At 46.4% G+C, this 22,457-nt stretch carries 22 protein-coding genes; 21 read left to right on the top strand and 1 reads right to left on the bottom strand.

All coding sequences use genetic code 11. From position 1 onward, the window contains the following. The first annotated feature begins 444 nt into the window (after nucleotides 1-444). From rpmH to mnmE, 5 genes are all read left to right on the top strand, one after another. Nucleotides 445-582, top strand: coding sequence for a 50S ribosomal protein L34 (gene rpmH / locus K0H59_RS21155; protein ID WP_011070423.1), 138 nt, complete (start codon nucleotides 445-447; stop codon nucleotides 580-582). Nucleotides 583-602: 20 nt separating this feature from the next. Further along, nucleotides 603-959 carry a ribonuclease P protein component gene (rnpA, locus tag K0H59_RS21150; protein ID WP_007652336.1) on the top strand — a complete coding sequence of 119 codons (357 nt, stop codon included), beginning with the start codon at nucleotides 603-605 and terminating at the stop codon, nucleotides 957-959. Continuing rightward, nucleotides 926-1,180, top strand: a complete 255-nt coding sequence (yidD, locus tag K0H59_RS21145) for a membrane protein insertion efficiency factor YidD (protein WP_220054294.1) — start codon at nucleotides 926-928, stop codon at nucleotides 1,178-1,180. Before rnpA ends, yidD begins: the two co-directional genes overlap by 34 nt. Nucleotides 1,181-1,183: 3 nt before the next feature. After that, on the top strand, nucleotides 1,184-2,809 hold the full coding sequence (yidC, locus tag K0H59_RS21140; protein ID WP_086903525.1) for a membrane protein insertase YidC: 1,626 nt from the start codon (nucleotides 1,184-1,186) through the stop codon (nucleotides 2,807-2,809). Between the two features lie 104 nt (nucleotides 2,810-2,913). Further along, nucleotides 2,914-4,275 (top strand): tRNA uridine-5-carboxymethylaminomethyl(34) synthesis GTPase MnmE, encoded by a 1,362-nt coding sequence (gene mnmE, locus K0H59_RS21135; RefSeq protein ID WP_220054293.1) that lies wholly within the window; start codon nucleotides 2,914-2,916, stop codon nucleotides 4,273-4,275. Nucleotides 4,276-4,379: 104 nt separating this feature from the next. Here the strand turns inward: mnmE and K0H59_RS21130 are convergent, their stop codons facing one another. Then, nucleotides 4,380-5,927 (bottom strand): POT family MFS transporter, encoded by a 1,548-nt coding sequence (locus tag K0H59_RS21130; protein WP_088212847.1) that lies wholly within the window; start codon nucleotides 5,925-5,927, stop codon nucleotides 4,380-4,382. Between the two features lie 177 nt (nucleotides 5,928-6,104). Between K0H59_RS21130 and mioC the strand changes: the two genes are divergently transcribed. The 16 genes from mioC to K0H59_RS21050 all read left to right on the top strand — a co-directional run bounded on the left by mioC (nucleotide 6,105) and on the right by K0H59_RS21050 (nucleotide 22,423). Further along, complete coding sequence (mioC, locus tag K0H59_RS21125; protein ID WP_109287712.1) at nucleotides 6,105-6,545, top strand: FMN-binding protein MioC; 441 nt, start codon at nucleotides 6,105-6,107, stop codon at nucleotides 6,543-6,545. A gap of 440 nt (nucleotides 6,546-6,985) precedes the next feature. Then, nucleotides 6,986-8,875 carry a tRNA uridine-5-carboxymethylaminomethyl(34) synthesis enzyme MnmG gene (gene mnmG / locus K0H59_RS21120; protein ID WP_220054292.1) on the top strand — a complete coding sequence of 630 codons (1,890 nt, stop codon included), beginning with the start codon at nucleotides 6,986-6,988 and terminating at the stop codon, nucleotides 8,873-8,875. A gap of 117 nt (nucleotides 8,876-8,992) precedes the next feature. Continuing rightward, a complete protein-coding gene (gene rsmG / locus K0H59_RS21115; RefSeq protein WP_220054291.1) occupies nucleotides 8,993-9,613 on the top strand; it encodes a 16S rRNA (guanine(527)-N(7))-methyltransferase RsmG in 621 nt (206 codons plus the stop codon). A 74-nt stretch (nucleotides 9,614-9,687) separates the two neighbouring features. Then, complete coding sequence (locus tag K0H59_RS21110; protein ID WP_011718840.1) at nucleotides 9,688-10,476, top strand: ParA family protein; 789 nt, start codon at nucleotides 9,688-9,690, stop codon at nucleotides 10,474-10,476. Between the two features lie 9 nt (nucleotides 10,477-10,485). Beyond that, nucleotides 10,486-11,364 (top strand): ParB/RepB/Spo0J family partition protein, encoded by an 879-nt coding sequence (locus tag K0H59_RS21105; protein ID WP_220054290.1) that lies wholly within the window; start codon nucleotides 10,486-10,488, stop codon nucleotides 11,362-11,364. A gap of 225 nt (nucleotides 11,365-11,589) precedes the next feature. After that, the gene (locus K0H59_RS21100) at nucleotides 11,590-11,973 is read left to right on the top strand and encodes an ATP synthase subunit I (RefSeq protein ID WP_011718838.1); all 384 of its coding nucleotides are present in this window, start codon (nucleotides 11,590-11,592) and stop codon (nucleotides 11,971-11,973) included. A gap of 12 nt (nucleotides 11,974-11,985) precedes the next feature. Beyond that, nucleotides 11,986-12,780, top strand: coding sequence for a F0F1 ATP synthase subunit A (atpB, locus tag K0H59_RS21095; protein WP_011718837.1), 795 nt, complete (start codon nucleotides 11,986-11,988; stop codon nucleotides 12,778-12,780). Nucleotides 12,781-12,850: 70 nt separating this feature from the next. After that, a complete protein-coding gene (atpE, locus tag K0H59_RS21090) occupies nucleotides 12,851-13,102 on the top strand; it encodes a F0F1 ATP synthase subunit C (RefSeq protein ID WP_006083840.1) in 252 nt (83 codons plus the stop codon). 38 nt (nucleotides 13,103-13,140) lie between these two features. Next, nucleotides 13,141-13,611 carry a F0F1 ATP synthase subunit B gene (atpF, locus tag K0H59_RS21085; RefSeq protein ID WP_011624650.1) on the top strand — a complete coding sequence of 157 codons (471 nt, stop codon included), beginning with the start codon at nucleotides 13,141-13,143 and terminating at the stop codon, nucleotides 13,609-13,611. A gap of 16 nt (nucleotides 13,612-13,627) precedes the next feature. After that, nucleotides 13,628-14,161, top strand: coding sequence for a F0F1 ATP synthase subunit delta (gene atpH, locus K0H59_RS21080; RefSeq protein WP_011718835.1), 534 nt, complete (start codon nucleotides 13,628-13,630; stop codon nucleotides 14,159-14,161). A 14-nt stretch (nucleotides 14,162-14,175) separates the two neighbouring features. After that, nucleotides 14,176-15,717, top strand: a complete 1,542-nt coding sequence (gene atpA / locus K0H59_RS21075; protein ID WP_011718834.1) for a F0F1 ATP synthase subunit alpha — start codon at nucleotides 14,176-14,178, stop codon at nucleotides 15,715-15,717. Nucleotides 15,718-15,767: 50 nt separating this feature from the next. Then, nucleotides 15,768-16,628, top strand: a complete 861-nt coding sequence (gene atpG, locus K0H59_RS21070) for a F0F1 ATP synthase subunit gamma (protein WP_011718833.1) — start codon at nucleotides 15,768-15,770, stop codon at nucleotides 16,626-16,628. Between the two features lie 35 nt (nucleotides 16,629-16,663). Then, the gene (gene atpD / locus K0H59_RS21065) at nucleotides 16,664-18,055 is read left to right on the top strand and encodes a F0F1 ATP synthase subunit beta (protein WP_011718832.1); all 1,392 of its coding nucleotides are present in this window, start codon (nucleotides 16,664-16,666) and stop codon (nucleotides 18,053-18,055) included. Between the two features lie 36 nt (nucleotides 18,056-18,091). Then, complete coding sequence (locus tag K0H59_RS21060; RefSeq protein ID WP_011624645.1) at nucleotides 18,092-18,520, top strand: F0F1 ATP synthase subunit epsilon; 429 nt, start codon at nucleotides 18,092-18,094, stop codon at nucleotides 18,518-18,520. A gap of 170 nt (nucleotides 18,521-18,690) precedes the next feature. Next, the gene (gene glmU / locus K0H59_RS21055) at nucleotides 18,691-20,055 is read left to right on the top strand and encodes a bifunctional UDP-N-acetylglucosamine diphosphorylase/glucosamine-1-phosphate N-acetyltransferase GlmU (RefSeq protein ID WP_220054289.1); all 1,365 of its coding nucleotides are present in this window, start codon (nucleotides 18,691-18,693) and stop codon (nucleotides 20,053-20,055) included. Nucleotides 20,056-20,314: 259 nt separating this feature from the next. Beyond that, complete coding sequence (locus K0H59_RS21050) at nucleotides 20,315-22,423, top strand: TonB-dependent siderophore receptor (protein ID WP_220054288.1); 2,109 nt, start codon at nucleotides 20,315-20,317, stop codon at nucleotides 22,421-22,423. The last annotated feature ends 34 nt before the right edge of the window (nucleotides 22,424-22,457 follow it).

Raw genomic sequence — 22,457 nt, 5'->3', positions numbered from 1 at the left:
AAGTTATCCCCAAAAGATCATCAAAAAGAGGTGTATTCTATAGCGAGATCTCAATGATCGCTATCCTTAAAAAATAATTATCCCCAACAAGATCATTCTATGGAGATATCCCCGATCATCAAAGATCAAATTCGATCCTTTTATTCAACAAATAGGGCAAATCCCGCTTTATTAAGCGATCCACATTGATCTATAATGGCGCCCCTTTGATCTCTTGATAGATCCCCTTCACTACTACATGTAGTGCCAATACACAGAGTTATCCACATCTTCTGGTGTATGCGGGAAATTGATCAAAGGATACACGGGCAGAAATAAGCCACTTGCTGACTTTCGTTGTTGACGGGGACAGGTAAAGTGATTACAATTCGGCCTCTTTTTTACCCTTACCTCTGTCACCAGAGATAAGGATATGTTCACTTATAACAAAGACGGATTGCCATCATGAGTAAACGTACTTTTCAACCTAGCAACCTGAAGCGCAAGCGTTCTCACGGCTTCCGCGCTCGTATGGCTACTGCAGGCGGCCGTAAGGTGCTTGCACGTCGTCGTGCGAAAGGTCGCGCTCGTTTATCTGCTTAATAAGTTAAGTAGGTAACTAGTTGACTAGCTATACCTTTACGCGGGAGTTACGCTTGCTAACTCCCGCGCAATTTAAATCTGTATTCTCCAATCCCATCAAAGCTTCTTCTGCTGAAATCACTCTGCTTGCCATTCCTAATTCGGAACAACATCCGCGTTTGGGTCTTACTGTAGCTAAACGCTATGTAAAACGCGCCAATCAGCGTAATCGCATTAAGCGAGTTATCAGAGATAGTTTTCGCCTCAATCAACACGACATCCCTCACCTTGATATTGTTGTGCTGGTCAGAAATGGGGTGATGGAAATGGAAAATGCAGAGATCAACAAGTTGATAGAAAAGCTATGGCGCAAACTCAGTCGCCGCTACAATGGCTAGCAACCACGTTTATTCGTGGCTATCAAATCTTCATCAGCCCCCTCTTAGGGCCTCGATGTCGTTTCAATCCCACATGCTCGCATTACGCCATTGAGGCAATAAAAGTGCACGGAACCGCGAAAGGTTGTTGGTTTGCATTGAAACGCATATTAAAATGTCACCCTTTGCATCCCGGCGGTAGTGATCCCGTCCCCTCTAAAAATGACAGGTGTAATAAATAGGCTATGGAATCTCAACGCAATATATTGCTAATAGGACTACTGTTTGTCAGCTTTTTGCTGTGGCAACAGTGGCAAGCAGACAAAGCTCCAAAACCCGTTGCAACCGAATCGTCTGTAGTGGCGAATGCAACCACAAATCACAGTGCTGATGTTCCAGAAGCAGACACAGGTGTCCCAGCAGCCTTAACGGCAACGCAAAATCTGATCACAGTTAAAACCGATCAGCTCGATGTACAAATCAACCCTGTGGGTGGTGACATCGTTTTTGCGGCTCTGGTTTCACACAAACTGGAACAGGGTAAAGACCAGCCATTTGTTTTGCTTGAGCAAACCAAAGATTTCACCTATATCGCTCAGAGTGGCCTGATTGGCCGTGATGGTATAGATAGCAGTGCTAAAGGTCGCGCCGCATTTGCTGCCAGCAAAACTGAATTCACCTTAGCCGATGGCCAAGACACTTTAGAAGTACCACTGACCTATGTGGCTGATAACGGTGTGACTTACACCAAAGTGTTTGTCTTCCATCGTGGCAAGTTTAACGTTGATATCGATTACAAAATCAACAACACCTCAGCTGCTCCATTGCAAGTTCAGATGTACGGTCAGATTAAACAGACCATCAAGCCATCTGAAAGTAGCATGATGATGCCAACTTACCGTGGCGCCGCGTTCTCGACTCAAGATGTACGTTACGAAAAGTACAAGTTTGAAGATATGAGCAAGAGCAACCTCAATCAACCGACTCTCGGTGGTTGGGCGGCGATGCTGCAACATTACTTCGTATCAGCTTGGATCCCACCAGCAACCGATAGCAACACCATTTTCTCGAGTGTCAGTGCTGGCGGTTTAGCTAACATTGGTTTCCGTGGCGCGGTATATGATATTGCACCAGGTGCGACTCAAGAAATTAGCTCACAGTTTTATGTTGGTCCTAAGGATCAAAAAGCGCTATCTGCGTTATCTGATACCTTAAACCTGGTTGTTGATTACGGTTTCCTTTGGTGGTTAGCCGTGCCAATCCACTGGTTATTGATGTTCTATCAATCATTTGTGGGTAACTGGGGTGTGGCGATTATTCTGATCACCTTAACCGTTCGTGGTTTACTGTTCCCGCTGACTAAAGCGCAGTACACCTCAATGGCGAAGATGCGTAACCTACAGCCAAAACTGCAGGATCTGAAAGAACGCTTCGGCGATGACCGTCAAAAGATGGGTCAAGCCATGATGGAACTGTACAAGAAGGAAAAAGTGAACCCTATGGGTGGCTGTTTACCTATCCTGCTACAGATGCCAATCTTCATTGCCTTGTACTGGGTATTGTTAGAAAGCTTCGAGCTGCGTCACGCGCCATTTATGTTATGGATCCACGACTTATCTGTACAAGATCCATACTACATTCTGCCGCTGCTGATGGGTGCGTCTATGTTTGTGATGCAAAAAATGCAACCCATCGCACCGACTATGGACCCAATGCAAGTGAAGATGATGCAATGGATGCCAGTGATCTTTACCGTATTCTTCCTGTGGTTCCCATCGGGTCTGGTACTGTACTGGTTAGTGGGTAACATTGTTGCCATCATCCAGCAGAAGATTATTTATGCAGGTCTAGAGAAAAAAGGCTTAAAATAAGCCCAAGCGCTAGATAAGAGCTAACGGCTCAGCATATGCAAAAAGGCGGCTTAATGAGCCGCCTTTTCCTTTAGATGATTTGATCGATATTAATGGGTATTTCCGTGACAACTGACACTATCGTGGCACAGGCCACCGCGCCCGGACGGGGCGGCGTGGGTATCATTCGTATCTCTGGTGATAAGGCAACCGATGTGGCCATGGCCGTATTGGGTCGTTTACCTAAACCCCGTTACGCCGATTACTGCGACTTTAAAAATGCTTCAGGCCAAGTGATAGACCAAGGTATCGCACTGTTTTTTAAAGGCCCTAATTCCTTCACTGGTGAAGATGTATTAGAGCTGCAGGGGCACGGTGGTCAAATCGTCCTCGATATGCTGATCAAGCGCGTATTAGAAGTCGAAGGCATTCGCATCGCCAAACCAGGCGAGTTTAGCGAACAGGCCTTTATGAACGACAAGCTGGACTTAACCCAGGCCGAAGCCATTGCCGACCTTATCGATGCCACCAGTGAGCAAGCCGCCAAAAGCGCGCTGCAATCACTGCAAGGTGAGTTTTCGAAGGAAGTCCATGAGCTGGTGGATCAAGTCACCCATCTACGTTTATACGTCGAAGCCGCGATTGATTTCCCCGATGAAGAAGTCGACTTTTTAAGTGATGGCAAAATTGCCAACGCGCTCTACAAAATCATCGACAAACTCAGCGCCGTCCAAGCCAGTGCCAAGCAAGGCTCGATTATCCGTGAAGGCATGAAAGTCGTGATTGCCGGTCGCCCCAATGCCGGAAAATCTAGCCTGCTTAATGCGCTCGCAGGTAAAGAGTCAGCGATTGTCACCGAAATTGCCGGCACCACCCGTGACGTATTACGCGAGCATATCCATTTAGATGGTATGCCACTGCATATTATCGACACCGCAGGCCTGCGTGACACCACAGATACGGTTGAACAAATCGGTATCGAACGGGCGTGGAACGAAATCAACAGCGCCGACCGCGTGTTATTTATGGTCGATGGCACCACTACGAATGCGGTCGATCCCCACGATATTTGGCCCGATTTTATCAATCGCCTGCCCGCCAATTTAGGCGTGACCGTTGTCCGCAATAAGGCCGATCTCACCGGTGAAAACCTCGCGATGACCGAAGAAAAAGGTTACAGCGTGTATAGGATCTCGGCCAAAACCGGTCTGGGCGTTGAGGAATTAAAGCAACACCTTAAATCCTTGATGGGTTATCAGAGTAATCTTGAAGGTGGCTTTATCGCCCGTCGTCGTCACCTCGAAGCATTAGATGTTGCCGCAAGCCATCTGCAACTCGGTAAGGAACAATTAGAGATTTACCTCGCAGGTGAATTGTTAGCAGAAGAACTGAGAATGGCGCAATTAGCCCTGTCTGAAATCACCGGCCGCTTCACCTCTGACGATCTACTGGGCAAAATTTTCAGCTCATTTTGTATCGGCAAATAATTTCGCTTTAGCGGTTAGTTAAACACGCTATAAAAAATCAGCCCACTAAGTTCGCTTAGGGGCTGATTTTTTTATTTAAAAGCGCTTTGTCTTAAATGGTTTATCTAGACTTGGCGATAATGGTCCTGCATTTGATAGGACCTAGCATAGAGCGCGAAGATGACCGCCGCCAATATAGCAAATCCTGCAAAGAAGAACATTTGGAATGCCGTCACACTCATCCCGGTTTGAATAATTTGTTCCGTCACCGCAGGGCTTTTTACACTCACATTGGCGAGTAATACCCAAAGGTTACCGACGGTAACCGATAAGGTCCAAAAACTCATAATCGTGCCCTTCATAGCCTTAGGTGCTTGGCTGTAGGCAAATTCTAAACCCGTCGCCGAAACTAATACTTCACCAAAGGTCAGTAAGGCATAGGGTAAGATCTGCCAGAAGATAGATAACGCCGAGCCACCGTCCATCATCAACTGAATCGTCCCAACCACAATCCAGCTTAAGCCAGTTATCGCGATCCCCGCCCCCATTTTACGAAGTGCAGTTAATTTCACGCCCATACGCTCAATAGCAGGATATAAAACGAAGTTATTGAATGGGATCAATAGCATCACTAACAGTGGGTTTAATGCCTGCATCATCGCCGGTTCAAACCACGAAGGTTTAACCATATCGTTAGCCTGCAAAATCCAGGTCGACGCCTTTTGATCGAACAATGACCAGAATGGTGTGACTAAGGCAAACAACACTAAAATACGCAGCACAGAACGCACGCCATCCACGGCCGCATCAGGATGAAGCCCTCTCGCGCGCTCAAGCTGCAATGACGCCCCAAGGCCAACAAATCCCATCAGCAGCACCATAGCGCTACACAAACCAGCCACAATCCCTAGGGTCGGAATATTCACCAGCGCATAAGCGGCTGAAACACCACCAATTAGGGCTAACACTAAACCGATATTAGCTTTGCCTTCGACCTTAGTAAGCAAGGCGCTGCGGATCACAGGTAAAAATCCATGGGGATCCTTAGGCTCTGGTGGCATATGCACATAACGTTTGCGGCCTAACCAGAAAAATACCGTGGCGATAAACATCAACACTCCGGGGATCCCGAAAGCCACTGCAGCGCCAAAATTCTTGAGTAACAATGGCATAGATAAGGATGCGAAGAAGGAACCGAAGTTGATCGTAAAATAGAACATATCGAAGGCTTTTTGCGCCAAAGACTTGTTGCTCTGATCAAACTGATCGCCCATAAACGAAGAAACTAAAGGCTTAATCCCGCCTGAACCTAAGGCAATTAAAAATAAGCCTGTGTAAAAGCCTTGCACGCTGTGCTCAAAAATCGCCAAAAACGCATGGCCCACACAGTAAAGTAAGCTTAACCACAGAATCGTGTTGTACTTACCAAAGAATCTATCTGCAATCCAACCACCGAGTAAGGGGAAAAAATACACCCCAATTACGAACGAGTGGAACACATCCTTGGCCACAGCTCCGCGAAGATCTTCGGGAATAGAGAGCAAAAGTGCCGTCATCAAGAATGGTGTTAGAATGTTGCGCATGCCATAAAAACTGAAACGCTCACACGCTTCACTGGCAATAATATAGGGTATTTGGCGTGGCCACTTTGGCGCATCGGCAGGAGTAGTCATCTGTTATCCTATTATAATTGTTATAAAAATTTACAGTCATAGGTTTAAAACCTCGATTGCAGCCAAAGATACTAGCAGACTGCAAATCAATAGTGAGTAAATTTATACAGCAAAACACTGTAAGTAGATGTAAGCCCCAAAAATGATAGAAATTAACGACCACAGAGAGCAGTAACAATGACCAAGATCGCGATATTAGTTGGCACCACCCTCGGCAGCAGTGAATATATAGCGGATGAAATGCAGGCCCAGCTCACTCCATTAGGCCATGAAGTCGATACCTTTTTGAGCCCAACATTGGATGAATTGCAATCATATCCCCTTTGGATCATCGTTTCGTCGACCCATGGCGCCGGCGATCTGCCCGACAATTTACAGCCATTTTGTAAAGAACTGCTGCTAAACACACCGGATCTGACCCAAGTTCAGTTCGCCTTATGTGCGATTGGCGATTCAAGTTATGACACCTTTTGCCAAGGCCCAGAAAAGTTAGTTGAAGCGCTGGAATACAGCGGTGCAAAAGTCATTGTGGATAAGATCCAGATCGATGTACAACAGGATCCAGTGCCAGAAGACCCAGCTTTAGCGTGGTTGGCACAATGGCAAGATCAAATTTAAGATCCTCTCTTGGAAAACATACCAAACCACCCACAGTTTAGATCTTATTTATCCACAAAAAACTACTTCAATGTATATTTTTGTGGATAAACTATTATTTAGATCTGATCAACCTCTGTGCTATTCACAACCTCATCTGCTTAAAGATCCACCTTGTGGATAAATAGCCGATCTATCCCCACCTTTTCTGGCAATAGATCTCGGCTAGATCACAAGAATAAAAGCTCGTTACTGTTTGATAAAAATAAGAAAATAACCTTACCCACAGGAAAGTGCGATCCTAATAGTAAACATAATAAGAAGATCTATATAAAGATCTTAAGATCTATTAGTCCCGATCCTATGGATCCATTTTCTAAAAATGATCATTCACCTCATTCAAAGCAAATGCTAAAATGATCGGCTCACGTTGGGTCTCTTAAGTTACTAAAGGTAGGGTCATGCATTTTCATGAACGGTTTGATGTTATTGTTGTAGGTGGTGGTCATGCCGGAACTGAAGCCGCATTGGCTGCAGCAAGAATGGGCTCTAAGACATTATTGCTGACGCATAATCTTGATACTTTAGGCCAAATGTCATGTAACCCTGCGATCGGCGGTATTGGCAAAGGTCATTTGGTAAAAGAAATCGATGCATTAGGCGGTGCAATGGCGATCGCAACCGACTATGCAGGGATCCAATTTAGAACTCTAAACTCGAGCAAAGGCCCAGCAGTAAGAGCAACTCGTGCTCAGGCTGATCGCGCTTTGTATCGTCAGAAGATCCAAAATATTCTGCAAAACCAAGCCAACTTACGTATTTTCCAACAAGCCGTTGATGATCTGGTTGTTGAGAACGATCGCGTAGTCGGCGTAGTGACCCAAATGGGCTTAGCCTTCGAAGCATCCGCTGTGGTCTTAACCGCAGGTACTTTCCTCAGTGGTAAAATTCACATTGGTTTAGAAAACTACAGTGGCGGTCGTGCTGGCGACCCACCATCTATCGCACTCGCCCACCGTTTACGTGAGTTGCCAATTCGTGTTGGCCGTTTAAAAACCGGTACGCCACCGCGTATCGATGCCAATACCATCGATTTTACCCAGATGACAGAGCAAAAAGGCGACACGCCATTACCTGTGATGTCGTTTATGGGCGATGTGAGCCATCACCCGAAACAAATTTCTTGTTGGATCACCCATACCAATGAAAAGACACACGATATTATTCGTGGTGGCTTAGATCGCAGCCCTATGTATTCAGGCGTGATCGAGGGGATTGGTCCACGTTACTGCCCCTCTATCGAAGACAAGATCCATCGTTTTTCAGATAAATCATCACACCAGATCTTTATCGAACCAGAAGGCTTGAACACAAACGAGATCTACCCTAACGGTATTTCCACCAGCTTGCCTTTCGATGTCCAGTTAAATCTGGTTCGTTCGATCCAAGGTATGGAAAATGCTGAGATTGTTCGCCCTGGTTATGCGATTGAGTACGATTATTTCGATCCAAGGGATCTTAAAAACTCGTTAGAAACCAAAACCATCAATGGCTTGTTCTTCGCGGGTCAAATCAACGGTACCACGGGTTACGAAGAAGCTGGAGCCCAAGGTTTACTCGCGGGGATGAACGCTGCACTGCAGGTTCAGGGTAAAGAAGCTTGGTGTCCTCGCCGTGATGAAGCCTACATAGGTGTATTGGTTGACGATTTATCAACCTTAGGGACTAAAGAACCCTACCGTATGTTTACCAGCCGCGCCGAATACCGCCTATTGCTGCGTGAAGACAACGCCGATCTGCGTTTAACCGCAAAAGGCCGTGAACTGGGTCTGGTGGATGATGCCCGCTGGGCCTCTTTCAGTGAAAAAATGGAATCGATCGAGTTAGAGCTGCAACGTCTACGTAGCCAATGGATCCATCCAAATTCACCATTGGTGCCAGTGTTAAATCCGCATTTAAACACGCCGATCTCCCGTGAAGCGTCGTTTGAAGAGTTGCTGCGTCGTCCAGAAATGGATTACAGCAAGTTGATGCAGATTGAAGGTTTTGGTCCAGGGCTTGCCGATCCACTCGCTGCCGAGCAAGTACAGATCCAAGTGAAGTACTCTGGCTATATCCAACGTCAGCAGGAAGAGATCAACAAAGCAGTACGCAATGAGAACACAGGTTTGCCATTGAACCTTGATTATAAAGAGGTTCCAGGGCTTTCAAATGAGGTGATTGCTAAGTTAAATAGCCATAAGCCCGAAACCATTGGCCAAGCATCGCGTATCTCAGGTATTACGCCAGCAGCGATTTCAATTCTGCTGGTGCATCTGAAAAAACGCGGTTTATTACGCAAGAGCGCGTAAAAGCTAGCTTAATCGCCAGTTTGGTCGCAGAAGGGAAGCATTCAGGCTTCCCTTCGACGTTTCAGGGCTTCATAATAGCCAGCGAGTTTATAATCGTATCTTTATTGAGGTTGTTCAGTGTTATCTGCCCAGTTAGAGGCCTATTTAGCCGAAATTAATCTGCCCGCCACGGCTGAGCAGAAAAAACAACTGCTTGATTTTGTTGGCATGCTCAACAAATGGAATAAAGCCTATAACCTAACCTCGGTCAGAGATCCTGAGGCAATGCTTGTTCGCCATATCATGGACAGCTTAGTGGTGTCGCCCCATTTGCAGGGCGAGCGCTTTATCGATGTAGGTACTGGCCCTGGGCTGCCCGGCATTCCCTTAGCGATTATGAATCCAGATAAAACCTTTGTGTTGCTCGATAGCTTAGGCAAACGTATCCGTTTTCAAAAGCAAGTGGCCTTTGAACTCGGAATCCACAATATTAGTTCGATAGAGAGCCGAGTCGAGGCCTATCAACCCGAGCAAAAGTTCGATGGAGTGCTCAGCCGCGCCTTTGCCTCAATCCATGATATGTTGACATGGTGCCATCACTTGCCTGCCGTGCATGGACAATTTTATGCGCTCAAGGGACTACTGAGTGATGAAGAGATGCAACAAATCCCCGCTGGATTTGTGGTGACCGAAACCATCGAACTCCAAGTGCCTAGACTCGATGAGCAAAGACATTTACTCAAAATAATCAAAGAATAACAGGCTTAAAGCTCCTCATTTCATATGGATTTTTAAGTAGGCAATAAACCAGAATTTACATACAGGGTGACATTGTGGGTAAAGTAATTGCCGTGGCCAACCAGAAAGGTGGCGTAGGGAAAACAACAACTTGTGTCAACTTAGCCGCCTCTTTAGCCGCGACTAAGCGTAAAGTGCTGCTGATCGATCTCGATCCTCAGGGCAATGCCACCATGGGCAGCGGTGTCGATAAATACGAAGTCGAAAACACGGCTTACGAACTGCTGGTTGAAGAAAAGCCCTTCGATGAGATCGTGGTCAAAGACACCACGGGAAAATACGATTTGATTGCCAGTAATGGCGATGTGACCGCGGCTGAAATCAAACTCATGGAGTTTTTTGCCCGTGAAGTGCGGTTACGTAATGCGCTCGCACCGATAAAAGATCAATACGATTATATCTTTATCGATTGCCCGCCTTCGCTCAACATGTTGACGGTGAATGCCATGTCGGCGGCGGATTCCGTGCTGGTGCCAATGCAGTGTGAGTACTTTGCACTGGAAGGCTTAACCGCCTTGATTGATACCATCACCAAATTAGCGGCGGTGGTGAATCCTGGTTTGGGTATTGAAGGGATTTTGCGGACCATGTATGACCCGCGTAATCGCCTGTCTAATGATGTGTCCGATCAGCTAAAACAGCATTTTGGTGATAAGGTTTATCGCACTGTGATCCCGCGTAATGTGCGTTTGGCCGAGGCGCCGAGCTTTGGTGCACCCGCCATGTACTACGACAAATCGAGTGCGGGGGCTAAGGCATATTTAGCGTTAGCGGGCGAGATGATCCGCCGTTCCGAACAGAAAACTCAGGCTAAGCGAGCGTAAAGGATAACCATGACGTTAAAGAAAAGAGGGTTAGGCAAAGGCTTAGATGCTTTACTGAGTAACAGCCACGCCGCGAGTAAAAAACACACGGAAGAAGTGGTTGTTGTCGATAAAAAAGAAGAACTTATTCATCTGGATCTCGACCTGCTACAACCGGGTAAATACCAACCTCGTAAGGACATGTCTCCCGAGGCGTTAGAAGAACTCGCCCATTCCATCCGCAATCAAGGCATTATTCAGCCGATTGTGGTACGTCCTGTCAGCGATAGCCAGTATGAAATCATCGCCGGTGAGCGCCGTTGGCGTGCTTCCCAATTGGCGGGTGTCGGAAAAATCCCTTGTATCGTTAAACCGGTTCCCGATGAAGCGGCGGTTGCTATTGCGTTGATTGAAAACATTCAACGTGAAGACTTAAATGCCATGGAAGAAGCCATTGCATTACAACGTTTGATGCAAGAATTTGAGCTGACTCACCAACAGGTTGCCGATGTTGTGGGAAAATCTCGCGCGAGTGTATCTAACTTGTTACGGTTAAACGGTTTAAATGAACCGGTTAAGCGTTTACTCGAGTATGGCGACATTGATATGGGCCATGCACGCGCTTTGCTCGCAATTGAGGGTGAAGAACAAACAAATCTGGCGAGATTAGTGGCTGCCAAGGAATTAACCGTTCGGGAAACTGAACGATTGATTAATCAAACCTTAAATCCGCCCAAACCCGTCGAAACTACGACTAAAGATCAAGATGTTTGTCGTTTAGAGCAGCAGTTAATTGAAAGATTAGGTGCCAAGGTTTCGATCGCTCATAGCAGTAAGGGGAAGGGTAAAATTGTAATTAACTATCAGAATCTGGCTGAATTAGACGGTATTCTTAGCAAAATTCGTTAATGTCTGTAGATTAACAGTTTTTAATGTAAATTTGTGACATATGTTAATTTTGGATTTTGACTGTTTTGGCGCTATATCACGTTAAAAGTGCTGTTTTTCCTTATCTCAAAGTTGCAATGAAGGCGTGAAAAGGTATACTTTCGCAAGCTTTTTGTGCATCGACAAAAATACGGATATTTGTCATCCGGTCATCGAAACAAAAAGTATGAATGCGGAGAGGATGAGTTGAGTAAGGTTTTAGCGCGTCGTGGCCGGTGGTCAGCCTATAAATTGGTGATGATGCAGGCGGCGGTGGCTGGGGGTGCTTCAATTCTCTTTTTCGTCGTGTGGGGAGTTCAGTTTGGCTATTCTGCGTTAGCAGGTGGTTCAATTGCTGTGCTCCCTAATTTTGTATTCGCGACCCTCGCTTTCTCTCATACGGGAGCAAGTTCAGCAGCAAAAGTGATTAAAACTTTTTACTGGGGGGAAGCGGTAAAGTTGCTGTTAACCATCGCAATGTTTTCATTGGTGTTTAGCAAGCTTGAGGTGGCATTTTTGCCGCTTTTTGTTTGTTATGTGCTGACGTTAATAGTGCATTGGACAGCTCCTTTATACTTCAAGCAAAGTTAAGTGGGATGAATCATGGCTGCACCTGGTGAAGCGTTAACACCGCAGGGCTATATCCAGCATCACCTTACCAACTTACATGTTGGTGAAGGTTTCTGGACATGGCACATTGATTCGTTGTTCTTTTCGGTTGGTCTTGGTGTTCTGTTCCTGTGGATTTTCCGTAGTGTTGGTAAAAAAGCGACTTCAGGGGTTCCCGGTAAGCTGCAATGCTTTATCGAGATGATCGTTGAGTTCGTTGATAACAGCGTGAAAGAAAGTTTTCATGGCCGCAATGCCCTGATCGCGCCTTTAGCTCTGACCATTTTTGTATGGGTATTCATGATGAACTTCATGGATATGCTTCCTGTTGACTGGCTGCCTTGGTTAGCAAGTTTAGCGGGCGTTCCATACTTGAAAGTGGTTCCGACAACTGACGTAAACATCACCTTCAGCTTAGCTATTGGTGTGTTTGTGCTGATTATTTACTACAGCATTAAGGTCAAAGGCGTGTCTGGTTTTGTTAAAGAACTGACGCTACAGCCCTTTAACCATAAGGCAATGATACCCGTCAACCTCCTATTAGAGACTGTTACTTTAGTTGCTAAGCCAATTTCATTGGCATTGCGTCTATTCGGTAACTTGTACGCAGGTGAGTTGATCTTCATCCTTATTGCGCTGATGTATGGTACCAACTTGTTATTATCTTCCCTGGGTGTGACTCTGCAACTAGGTTGGTTAATTTTCCACATTTTGGTTATCACGCTGCAGGCGTTTATCTTCATGATGTTGACCATTGTTTACTTAAGCATGGCGCATGAAGATCATTAAGGATTGCTGAAGAAATTTTAAACTAAATCATCAACTAATTAGATTTAGATTTTAGATACTGGAGATACAGATGGAAACGATTTTAGGCATGACAGCTATCGCTGTTGCTCTGCTGATTGGTATGGGTGCTCTTGGTACTGCAATCGGTTTCGGCTTATTAGGTGGCAAGTTCCTGGAAGGCGCTGCGCGTCAACCAGAAATGGCTCCTATGCTGCAAGTTAAAATGTTCATCGTAGCGGGTCTGTTAGACGCCGTAACAATGATCGGTGTTGGTATCGCATTATTCATGCTGTTCACCAACCCACTGGGTGCAATGCTGTAAGAAAACGCTTCTGTCTTAACTCTAAATAGGAGGCTGTTGTGAATTTCAACGCTACCCTAATCGGTCAGACGGTCGCCTTTATCATCTTCGTGTGGTTCTGCATGAAGTTTGTATGGCCCCCTTTGATGAATGCCATCGAAGCGCGCCAAAAAAGGATTGCTGACGGTCTAGCTGATGCTGATCGTGCGGTAAAAGACCTAGAGTTGGCTCAAGCGAAAGCGACTGACCAACTAAAAGAAGCCAAGGTGACTGCTAACGAAATTATTGAGCAAGCTAACAAGCGTAAAGCTCAAATAGTTGAAGAAGCTAAAGCCGAAGCAGACGCTGAGCGTGCAAAAATCATCGCTCAGGGTAAAGCAGAAATTGAAGCTGAACGTAATCGCGTGAAAGAGGATCTGCGTAAGCAGGTTGCTACTCTTGCCATCATGGGTGCTGAGAAGATCCTTGAGCGTTCTATTGATCCAGCCGCCCACAGTGACATAGTTAATAAACTAGTCGCTGAAATTTGATAAGGGAGTTTGAGTTATGGCTGAATTAACCACCATCGCTCGCCCTTACGCAAAGGCAGCTTTTGACGTTGCTGTTGAACACAATGCAGTGGATACCTGGGCAGAAATGCTCACGTTCGCCGCACTGGTGAGTGAAAACGAAACCATGCAGCCACTGCTAACTGGTTCTTTAGCCAGTACTAAACTTGCTGCACTCTTTATTAGTGTGTGTGGTGAGCAAATCAATGAGCAAGGTCAGAACTTGATAAAGGTAATGGCTGAAAACGGTCGCTTAAAGGTACTACCTGCTGTATCTGAGCTTTTTGCTCAATACCGTAATGAGTGGGCAAAAGAAGTGGAAGCCGATGTGGTTTCTGCAGCTGAGCTCAGCTCTGAACAACAGCAGCAGATCAGTAATTCTTTAGAGAAACGTCTCGCACGCAAAGTTAAGCTGAATTGCAGCACTGACGCCGCGCTCATCGCCGGTGTAATTATTAAGGCAGGTGACTTAGTCATTGATGGCTCTGTCCGCGGTAAGTTATCGCGTCTGTCTGAAAAGCTGCAGTCGTAATTGGGAGTTTGAGCATGCAACTGAATTCCACTGAAATCAGCGATCTGATTAAGCAGCGGATCGAGCAGTTCGAAGTCGTTAGCGAATCTCGTAACGAAGGTACTATCGTTGCGGTAAGTGACGGCATTATCCGCATCCACGGCCTGGCCGATGTGATGCAAGGTGAAATGATCGAACTGCCTGGTAGCCGTTTTGCAATCGCGTTGAACCTTGAACGTGATTCTGTCGGTGCCGTAGTAATGGGTCCTTATGCTGATTTAGCAGAGGGCGTAAAAGTTAAAACTACTGGCCGTATTCTGGAAGTTCCAGTCGGTCGCGGCCTGTTAGGCCGTGTAGTTAACACTCTGGGTGAGCCAATTGACGGAAAAGGCGCTATCGATAACGATGGTTTCTCTCCTGTTGAAGTGATCGCACCAGGTGTTATCGAGCGTAAGTCAGTAGATCAACCAGTTCAAACTGGTTATAAAGCCGTTGACGCTATGATCCCAATCGGTCGTGGCCAACGTGAATTGATCATTGGCGACCGTCAAACTGGTAAAACAGCGATGGCGATCGACGCAATCATCAACCAGCGCGATTCTGGCATCAAATGTGTGTACGTAGCAGTAGGCCAAAAGGCTTCTACTATCGCTAACGTAGTACGCAAGCTAGAAGAGCACGGTGCATTAGCTAACACTATCGTTGTAGTCGCAACAGCTTCTGAAGCTGCAGCACTGCAATACTTAGCACCATACTCTGGTTGTGCTATGGGTGAATACTTCCGCGACCGCGGTGAAGATGCTCTGATCGTATACGATGACCTGTCTAAGCAAGCTGTTGCTTACCGTCAGATCTCGTTACTGCTGAAGCGTCCACCAGGCCGTGAAGCTTATCCTGGTGACGTATTCTATCTACACTCTCGTTTATTAGAGCGTGCTTCACGCGTAAACGAAGAATATGTAGAGAAGTTCACTAAGGGTGCTGTAACAGGTCAAACCGGTTCTTTAACCGCGCTGCCTATTATTGAAACTCAGGCGGGTGACGTATCTGCATTCGTACCGACCAACGTAATTTCTATTACTGACGGTCAGATCTTCCTTGAGACCGATCTGTTTAACTCTGGCTTACGTCCAGCGGTTAACCCAGGTATTTCTGTTTCTCGTGTTGGTGGTGCGGCTCAGACTAAGATCATCAAGAAACTGTCTGGTGGTATCCGTACCGCTCTAGCACAGTATCGTGAACTTGCTGCGTTCTCACAGTTTGCATCTGACTTAGACGATGCAACTCGTGCTCAACTTGAGCATGGTGTGCGTGTTACCGAACTGATGAAGCAAAAACAATATGCTCCTATGAGCGTAGCCGCTCAAGCTGTGTCAATTTTCGCAGCTGAAAAAGGTTACCTGAAGGGCGTTGAGCTGAAAAAAGTTGGTGATTTCGAAGCCGCTCTGCTCTCGTACATGAACAGCGAGCATGCTGCTTTAATCAAGCTTATCAACGAGACTGGCGATTATAACGCCGATATCGAAGCTGAATTAAAAGCTGGCCTCGACAAGTTCGTAGCAACCCAAACCTGGTAACAATGATAGAGGTGTCTTAAGGCACCTCAGGTCCAGATTGGAGAGTAGAGATGGCCGGCGCTAAAGAGATTAAAACCAAGATCGCGAGTGTGAAAAACACTCAGAAGATCACGTCCGCCATGGAAATGGTGGCAGCCAGCAAAATGCGCAGAGCGCAGGAACGCATGGCTGCAAGCCGTCCATACGCGGAAAGCATGCGTAAGGTGATCGGTCACGTAGCGCAAGGTTCTCTCGAGTATAAACACCCCTACTTAGAGGTGAGAGAGGCCAAGCGGGTTGGTTACATTGTTGTAGCAACCGACCGTGGCCTTTGTGGTGGTCTGAACGTCAACCTCTTTAAAAAGGTTGTTTCAGACGTGAAAAGCTGGAAAGAGCAAGGTGCAGAATTTGAATTCTGCCCAATCGGTGCTCGTAGTGTTCAGTTTTTCAAAAGCTTTGGCGGTCAAGTATCTGCCCATGCTTCAGGTTTAGGCGATGCGCCAAAGCTCGCTGACCTGATCGGGACAGTACGTGTAATGCTAGATGCTTACAACGAAGGCAAACTGGATCGTCTGTACGTAGTGTTCAACAAGTTTGTAAACACTATGACGCAGACTCCTGTGATCGAGCAGCTGCTACCTTTGCCTAAATCGGAAGATGATGAGGTTGCTCATCGTTGGGACTACATCTACGAGCCAGATCCAAAAGCCCTTTTGGATACCTTATTGGTTCGTTATGTAGAATCTCAGGTTTACCAAGGTGTTGTTGAAAACATTGCTTCTGAACAGGCTGCCCGTATGGTGGCGATGAAGGCGGCAACAGACAACGCGGGTACACTGATTGACGATTTGCAATTGGTCTATAACAAGGCTCGTCAGGCTGCGATTACGCAGGAACTGTCGGAAATTGTTTCTGGTGCCTCTGCGGTTTAGGTTAGGTAACGAATACAAGTTTTAGAGGATTAATCATGAGCACAGGTACTGTTGTCCAAGTGATTGGCGCGGTTGTGGACGTAGAGTTTCCACAAGATGCCGTACCTCAGGTATATGACGCTCTGAAGATCACAGGTGAAGGCTCCTGTAATGGTTTGGTGCTGGAAGTTCAGCAACAACTAGGTGGTGGTGTAGTTCGTACCATCGCTATGGGTACTTCTGATGGTCTGCGTCGTGGTCTTGAGGTAGTAAACTCAGGTTCACCTATTTCTGTTCCTGTTGGTACTGCCACTCTTGGCCGTATCATGAACGTATTAGGCGACCCTATTGATGAAGCTGGCGCAATTGGCGAAGAAGAACGTTATGTGATTCACCGCAGCGCTCCTTCATACGAAGAGCAATCAAACACGACTGAACTGTTAGAGACTGGTATCAAGGTTATCGACCTTGTATGTCCATTCGCTAAGGGTGGTAAAGTAGGTCTGTTCGGTGGTGCGGGTGTTGGTAAGACAGTTAACATGATGGAACTGATTAACAACATCGCTAAAGCTCACTCAGGTCTTTCTGTATTCGCCGGTGTAGGTGAGCGTACTCGTGAGGGTAACGACTTCTACTACGAGATGAAGGATTCTGGCGTTCTCGACAAAGTAGCCATGGTTTATGGTCAAATGAACGAGCCACCAGGAAACCGTCTGCGTGTAGCACTGACCGGTCTGACTATGGCTGAAAAATTCCGTGACGAAGGTCGTGACGTTCTGTTGTTCGTTGACAACATCTACCGTTACACCCTAGCCGGTACTGAAGTATCAGCACTGTTAGGTCGTATGCCTTCTGCAGTAGGTTACCAACCCACTCTGGCTGAAGAAATGGGCGTTCTGCAAGAGCGTATTACTTCAACTAAGACTGGTTCTATTACCTCTGTACAAGCGGTATACGTTCCTGCGGACGACTTGACTGACCCGTCACCAGCAACAACCTTCGCTCACTTAGATGCGACTGTTGTATTGTCACGTCAAATCGCTTCTCTGGGTATTTACCCAGCGGTTGACCCACTGGATTCGACTTCTCGTCAATTAGATCCATTAGTGGTTGGTCAAGAGCACTATGACGTAGCTAACGGTGTACAAACTGTTCTGCAACGCTACAAAGAGCTGAAAGACATCATTGCGATTCTCGGTATGGACGAACTGTCAGACGAAGATAAGATGACCGTTTCCCGTGCACGTAAGATTGAGCGTTTCTTGTCTCAGCCTTTCCACGTAGCAGAAGTCTTTACTGGTTCTCCTGGTAAGTACGTATCTCTGAAAGACACTATCCGTGGCTTCAAGGGAATTCTGAGTGGCGAGTTCGACCACATTCCAGAACAAGCGTTCTACATGGTTGGTTCTATCGACGAAGCTGTCGAGAAAGCTAACAAAAAGAAATAACTAAGTAGTCATACTTAGTTTTTTAAGGAGAACGGGATGGCAGCCATGACAGTACAGCTTGATATAGTAAGCGCAGAGAGCAGCATCTTCTCAGGTCGCGTAGCTAGCCTACAAGTGACCGGTTCTGAAGGTGAGTTGGGCATCATGCATGGCCACGCTCCACTGTTAAGCTATATCAAACCTGGCATGGCGCGCATCGTCAAACAAGACGGCAGCGAAGAAGTGTTTTATCTTTCTGGTGGTTTACTGGAAGTACAACCTTCTTCTGTTTCTGTGTTGGCTGATGTGGTTATGCGTGCCAAAGATATTGATGAGCAGGCAGCATTAGAAGCCAAGCGTCGTGCAGAAGCCCATATGGCAACTGCGGGTGCGGACTTCAATTATGACGCCGCTATGGTTGAGTTAGCGAAAGCAATGGCTCAATTACGTGTTGTTGAAACCATCAAGAAAAACATTGCCAGATAAAGGTTATTGTTTGTGATAAAAGGCGGTTATCGAAAGATAGCCGCCTTTTTTGTTGGTTTTTTCGGAACGTTTTGATATCAGCCTTTCGCTTTGCTGCGCCTTTCCGTTAAAATTGCGCCATTAAATCGAGCTCAGTTTATCCCTTTGGGATGTTAATCAAGGATATGGCAATGGCATTAAATGTAGTGATCTTAGCGGCAGGAAAAGGAACTCGCATGCGCTCGGATCTTCCCAAGGTATTACATCCTATCGCCCACAAGAGCATGGTGCAGCATGTTATCGATACCGCCCACAGTATCGGCAGCGATGCCATTCAATTGGTGTACGGCTATGGTGCCGACAAACTAAAATCGGCTTTGGGTGAGCAGCAACTCAATTGGATGTTGCAAGCCGAGCAGTTAGGCACAGGCCATGCGGTCGCTCAGGCGATTCCCAATATCGATGATAATGACACTGTGCTGATCCTTTACGGTGATGTGCCTTTGATCCAAGCCTCTACGCTTGAAGCATTGCTTGCTGCGCGTCCCGATAATGGCGTGGCGATTTTAACCGTTAATCTAACCAATCCAACTGGCTATGGCCGTATCGTGCGTGAGCAGGGTAAGGTTGTCGGCATCGTCGAACAAAAGGATGCCAATGCCGAGCAACTCGCCATCAATGAAATCAATACGGGCATTATGGCGGTGCCGGGCAAGGCATTAAAAACCTGGCTTGGTCGCCTATCGAATAACAATGCTCAGGGGGAATACTACCTGACCGATATTATCGCCATGGCCCACGCCGACGGGGTTGAGATTAATACCGCTCAGCCACAGTCTGCAATTGAAGTGGAAGGTGCTAATAACCGCGTGCAGCTTGCACAACTCGAGCGCGCTTATCAGGCTCGTGAAGCGGAAAAGTTGATGATTGCTGGCGCAAATCTGCGTGACCCAAGCCGTATCGATATCCGTGGTGAAGTGACGGTCGGTATGGATGTGATGGTCGATGTGAACGTGATTTTCGAAGGCAAAGTGGTGATTGGTAATAACGTTAGCATCGGCGCTGGCGCGATTCTTATCGACTGTGAAATTGCCGATAATGCCGAGATCAAACCTTACTCTATTATCGAAGGCGCGAAGCTGGGCGTTGCCGCCAGTGCCGGGCCTTTTGCCCGTTTACGCCCCGGTGCTGAGTTAATGCAGGATGCCCATATCGGCAACTTTGTAGAGATGAAAAAGGCCGTTTTAGGTGTGGGTTCTAAGGCGGGTCATTTAGCCTATTTAGGCGATGCGCAAATCGGTGCGGGCGTGAATATTGGTGCGGGTACTATTACCTGTAATTACGATGGTGCCAATAAACACTTAACCGTAATCGAAGACAATGTGTTTGTGGGAAGTGATACTCAGCTGGTGGCGCCAGTGACCATTGGTAAAGGCGCGACGCTGGGTGCTGGGTCAACAATTACCCGTGATGTGGGTGAGGATGAGCTGGTTATCACCCGTGTTAAGCAAAAACATCTGACTGGCTGGCAACGTCCGGTAAAGATTAAGAAATAACGGCGCTGTACTCAGTCAACATAAAGCGGCTTATTGCCGCTTTATGTTTTTTGTCAAAGCTAAAAATCCTCACCAAATAAAAATTAGCCAAATTAATGTTGAGTTAATACTGTGGTGTTATGGCTAATTCGTTGTTTTTATTGAAAGTTGATCCAGGTCACGCTGGATTGTAAATTCGTGTAAAGATGATTAAATAAAAACAATTCTTATTTATATTGCCTGCAATTCTAAGACGAAAGGTCTACTTGAGGTGTTGGCAATGGTATTTAAATATTCAGTGGTTGGTTTGGCCGTAGGGTCTGCATTAATGGCGATGCCTGTTATGGCCGAGGCGCCAAATGATGAAAACATTGAGCGCATTAATGTGACAGGCCGTACGTTTAACGACTATAAAGTCGGCAGTGCATCCGGTGCTATGCGTGGTGATATCGATTTAATGGATACACCACAATCTGTGAATGTTATCCCCGACTTTGTCACCGATGAACAATTAGCGACTAACCTTGCGGAAGTCTTAGTAAACGATTCAAGTGTGACTGCGGGAACTACCCGTTGGAACCGCCAAGTCTTCAGTATTCGTGGCTTTGAATTAGATTCGGGTAACGGTTATCTGATCAACGGCCACCAGCAATGGTCCCACTACGTCCAACCTATCGAAACCCTGCAACAAGTCGAAGTACTGAAAGGCCCTTCTAGCATGTTGTATGGCCAATCTGGCCCCGGCGGTTTGGTGAATATGGTCACCAAGAAACCCACCTATGATTCTATGCTCAACTTAGGGTTTGATACCGACGGTTACGGCTCTACCCGCGCACAGTTAGATGCTGGTGGCAGTTTAAACGAGGCTCAAAGCATTCGTTACCGCGGTGTGTTAGTCAAACAAGACACTAAATACTGGCGTGAATATTCAACGACCGATGAAAACCAAGAGCGTGATCGTTGGTTAGGTTATTTGAACCTCGAATTCGATATCAGTGATGATCTGTTATTGTCGTTGAAATACGACCATACCCAAGATAAAACCGGTATCGATGCTGGCGGTTGGTTAGATAAGCAAGGCAATGTTGTTGGTCAGCGTAAAACCATCTGGGATGCCCCTTGGGCCTTTACCGATAACACGGTTTCTAACTTAGGTGCCGATTTAACTTGGCATATGAGTGACGATTGGAAAGTTAAACTGGGTTATAACGATCAACAGTTTAATCGCCAGCGTTTCGATTCTGCGCCGCAATATAATGAAGACCCATTCACCTCGGGATACAGCATTAGACCATTCGATCGTTACGATGATTGGCAGCATAAAACCGCCTATGTCGATTTTACAGGCGAGTTTGCATTAGCGGGTATGGAGCATCAGTTGCTGATTGGCGCTAACTATCTCGATTACTTCTACCAGCAACAAATCGCCCGTGGCGCAGCGCAAACCGTTATTCCTGGTCAGCCAGTGATTCAACCGGATCTTGATTACCATACAGGTAAGAAAGGCACTCCAAATGAATACAAATACTACGGTTTCTATCTGCAAGATTTAATGACCATCAACGAACAATGGAAATTGCTCGCTGGGGTACGTTATGACGAGCAGAAAAAAGATGGATTTGGTGAAAATAGCTATGCCGTATCGCCTAAATTTGGGGTGATCTATTCACCAATGACCAATGGCAGCATATACGTTAACTACTCTAAGAGCTTTACACCGCAAGGTGGTATTACCGACCCTCTAAATGTTAATCATGACACTAACCTCAAACCTGAATATGGAATTCAATATGAAGTGGGGACTAAGTGGGAACTGTTTGACGATAGCTTGTTATTAACGGCTGCGGTATTTGATGTCACGCTTGAGAATATCTCTATCAATGAGGTGCTGACAGCAAGTGACCCACGAAGTGAAGATGGAAAATACACTTCAATCACCACCCAAGGCGGTGAGCAAAAACACCGCGGCTTTGAAGTGGGCGCCCAGGGTAAGCTAGGCGATAGTTGGTTTGTGACTTCATCTATGATGTACCTCGATGCTGAGTATCAAACGGGTGATGAGCGCGAAGGTAAAACGCCTATCGATGCCCCTGAATGGTCGGCCAATATCTGGACTCGTTATGAAGTAACCGATAACTTTGCAATGAACTTCGGTGCTATCTATGTTGGCGAGCGTTTTGCTAACCTGGATAACACTATCAGTAAAGACGGTTATGTTCGCTTCGATATCGGTGCTGCCTACACTATGGATATTATGGGTAAAGACGTTAGCATCCGCGCGAACGTGAGAAACCTGTTTGATACCGATTATATCGATGGCGGCCAATACAATATGGTGACCCTAGGCCAAGATCGTAACTTCAGCGTGGCACTTGAAGCTAAGTTCTAACTTCACTTTCTACGCTTAAGTTTTAGCTCGTTTA

The organism is Shewanella sp. FJAT-51649 (assembly GCF_019457435.1).
Lineage (GTDB): Bacteria > Pseudomonadota > Gammaproteobacteria > Enterobacterales > Shewanellaceae > Shewanella > Shewanella mangrovisoli.
The sequence above is the reverse complement of the archived record's forward strand: the minus strand, read 5'-3'. Positions and strand labels throughout refer to the sequence as shown.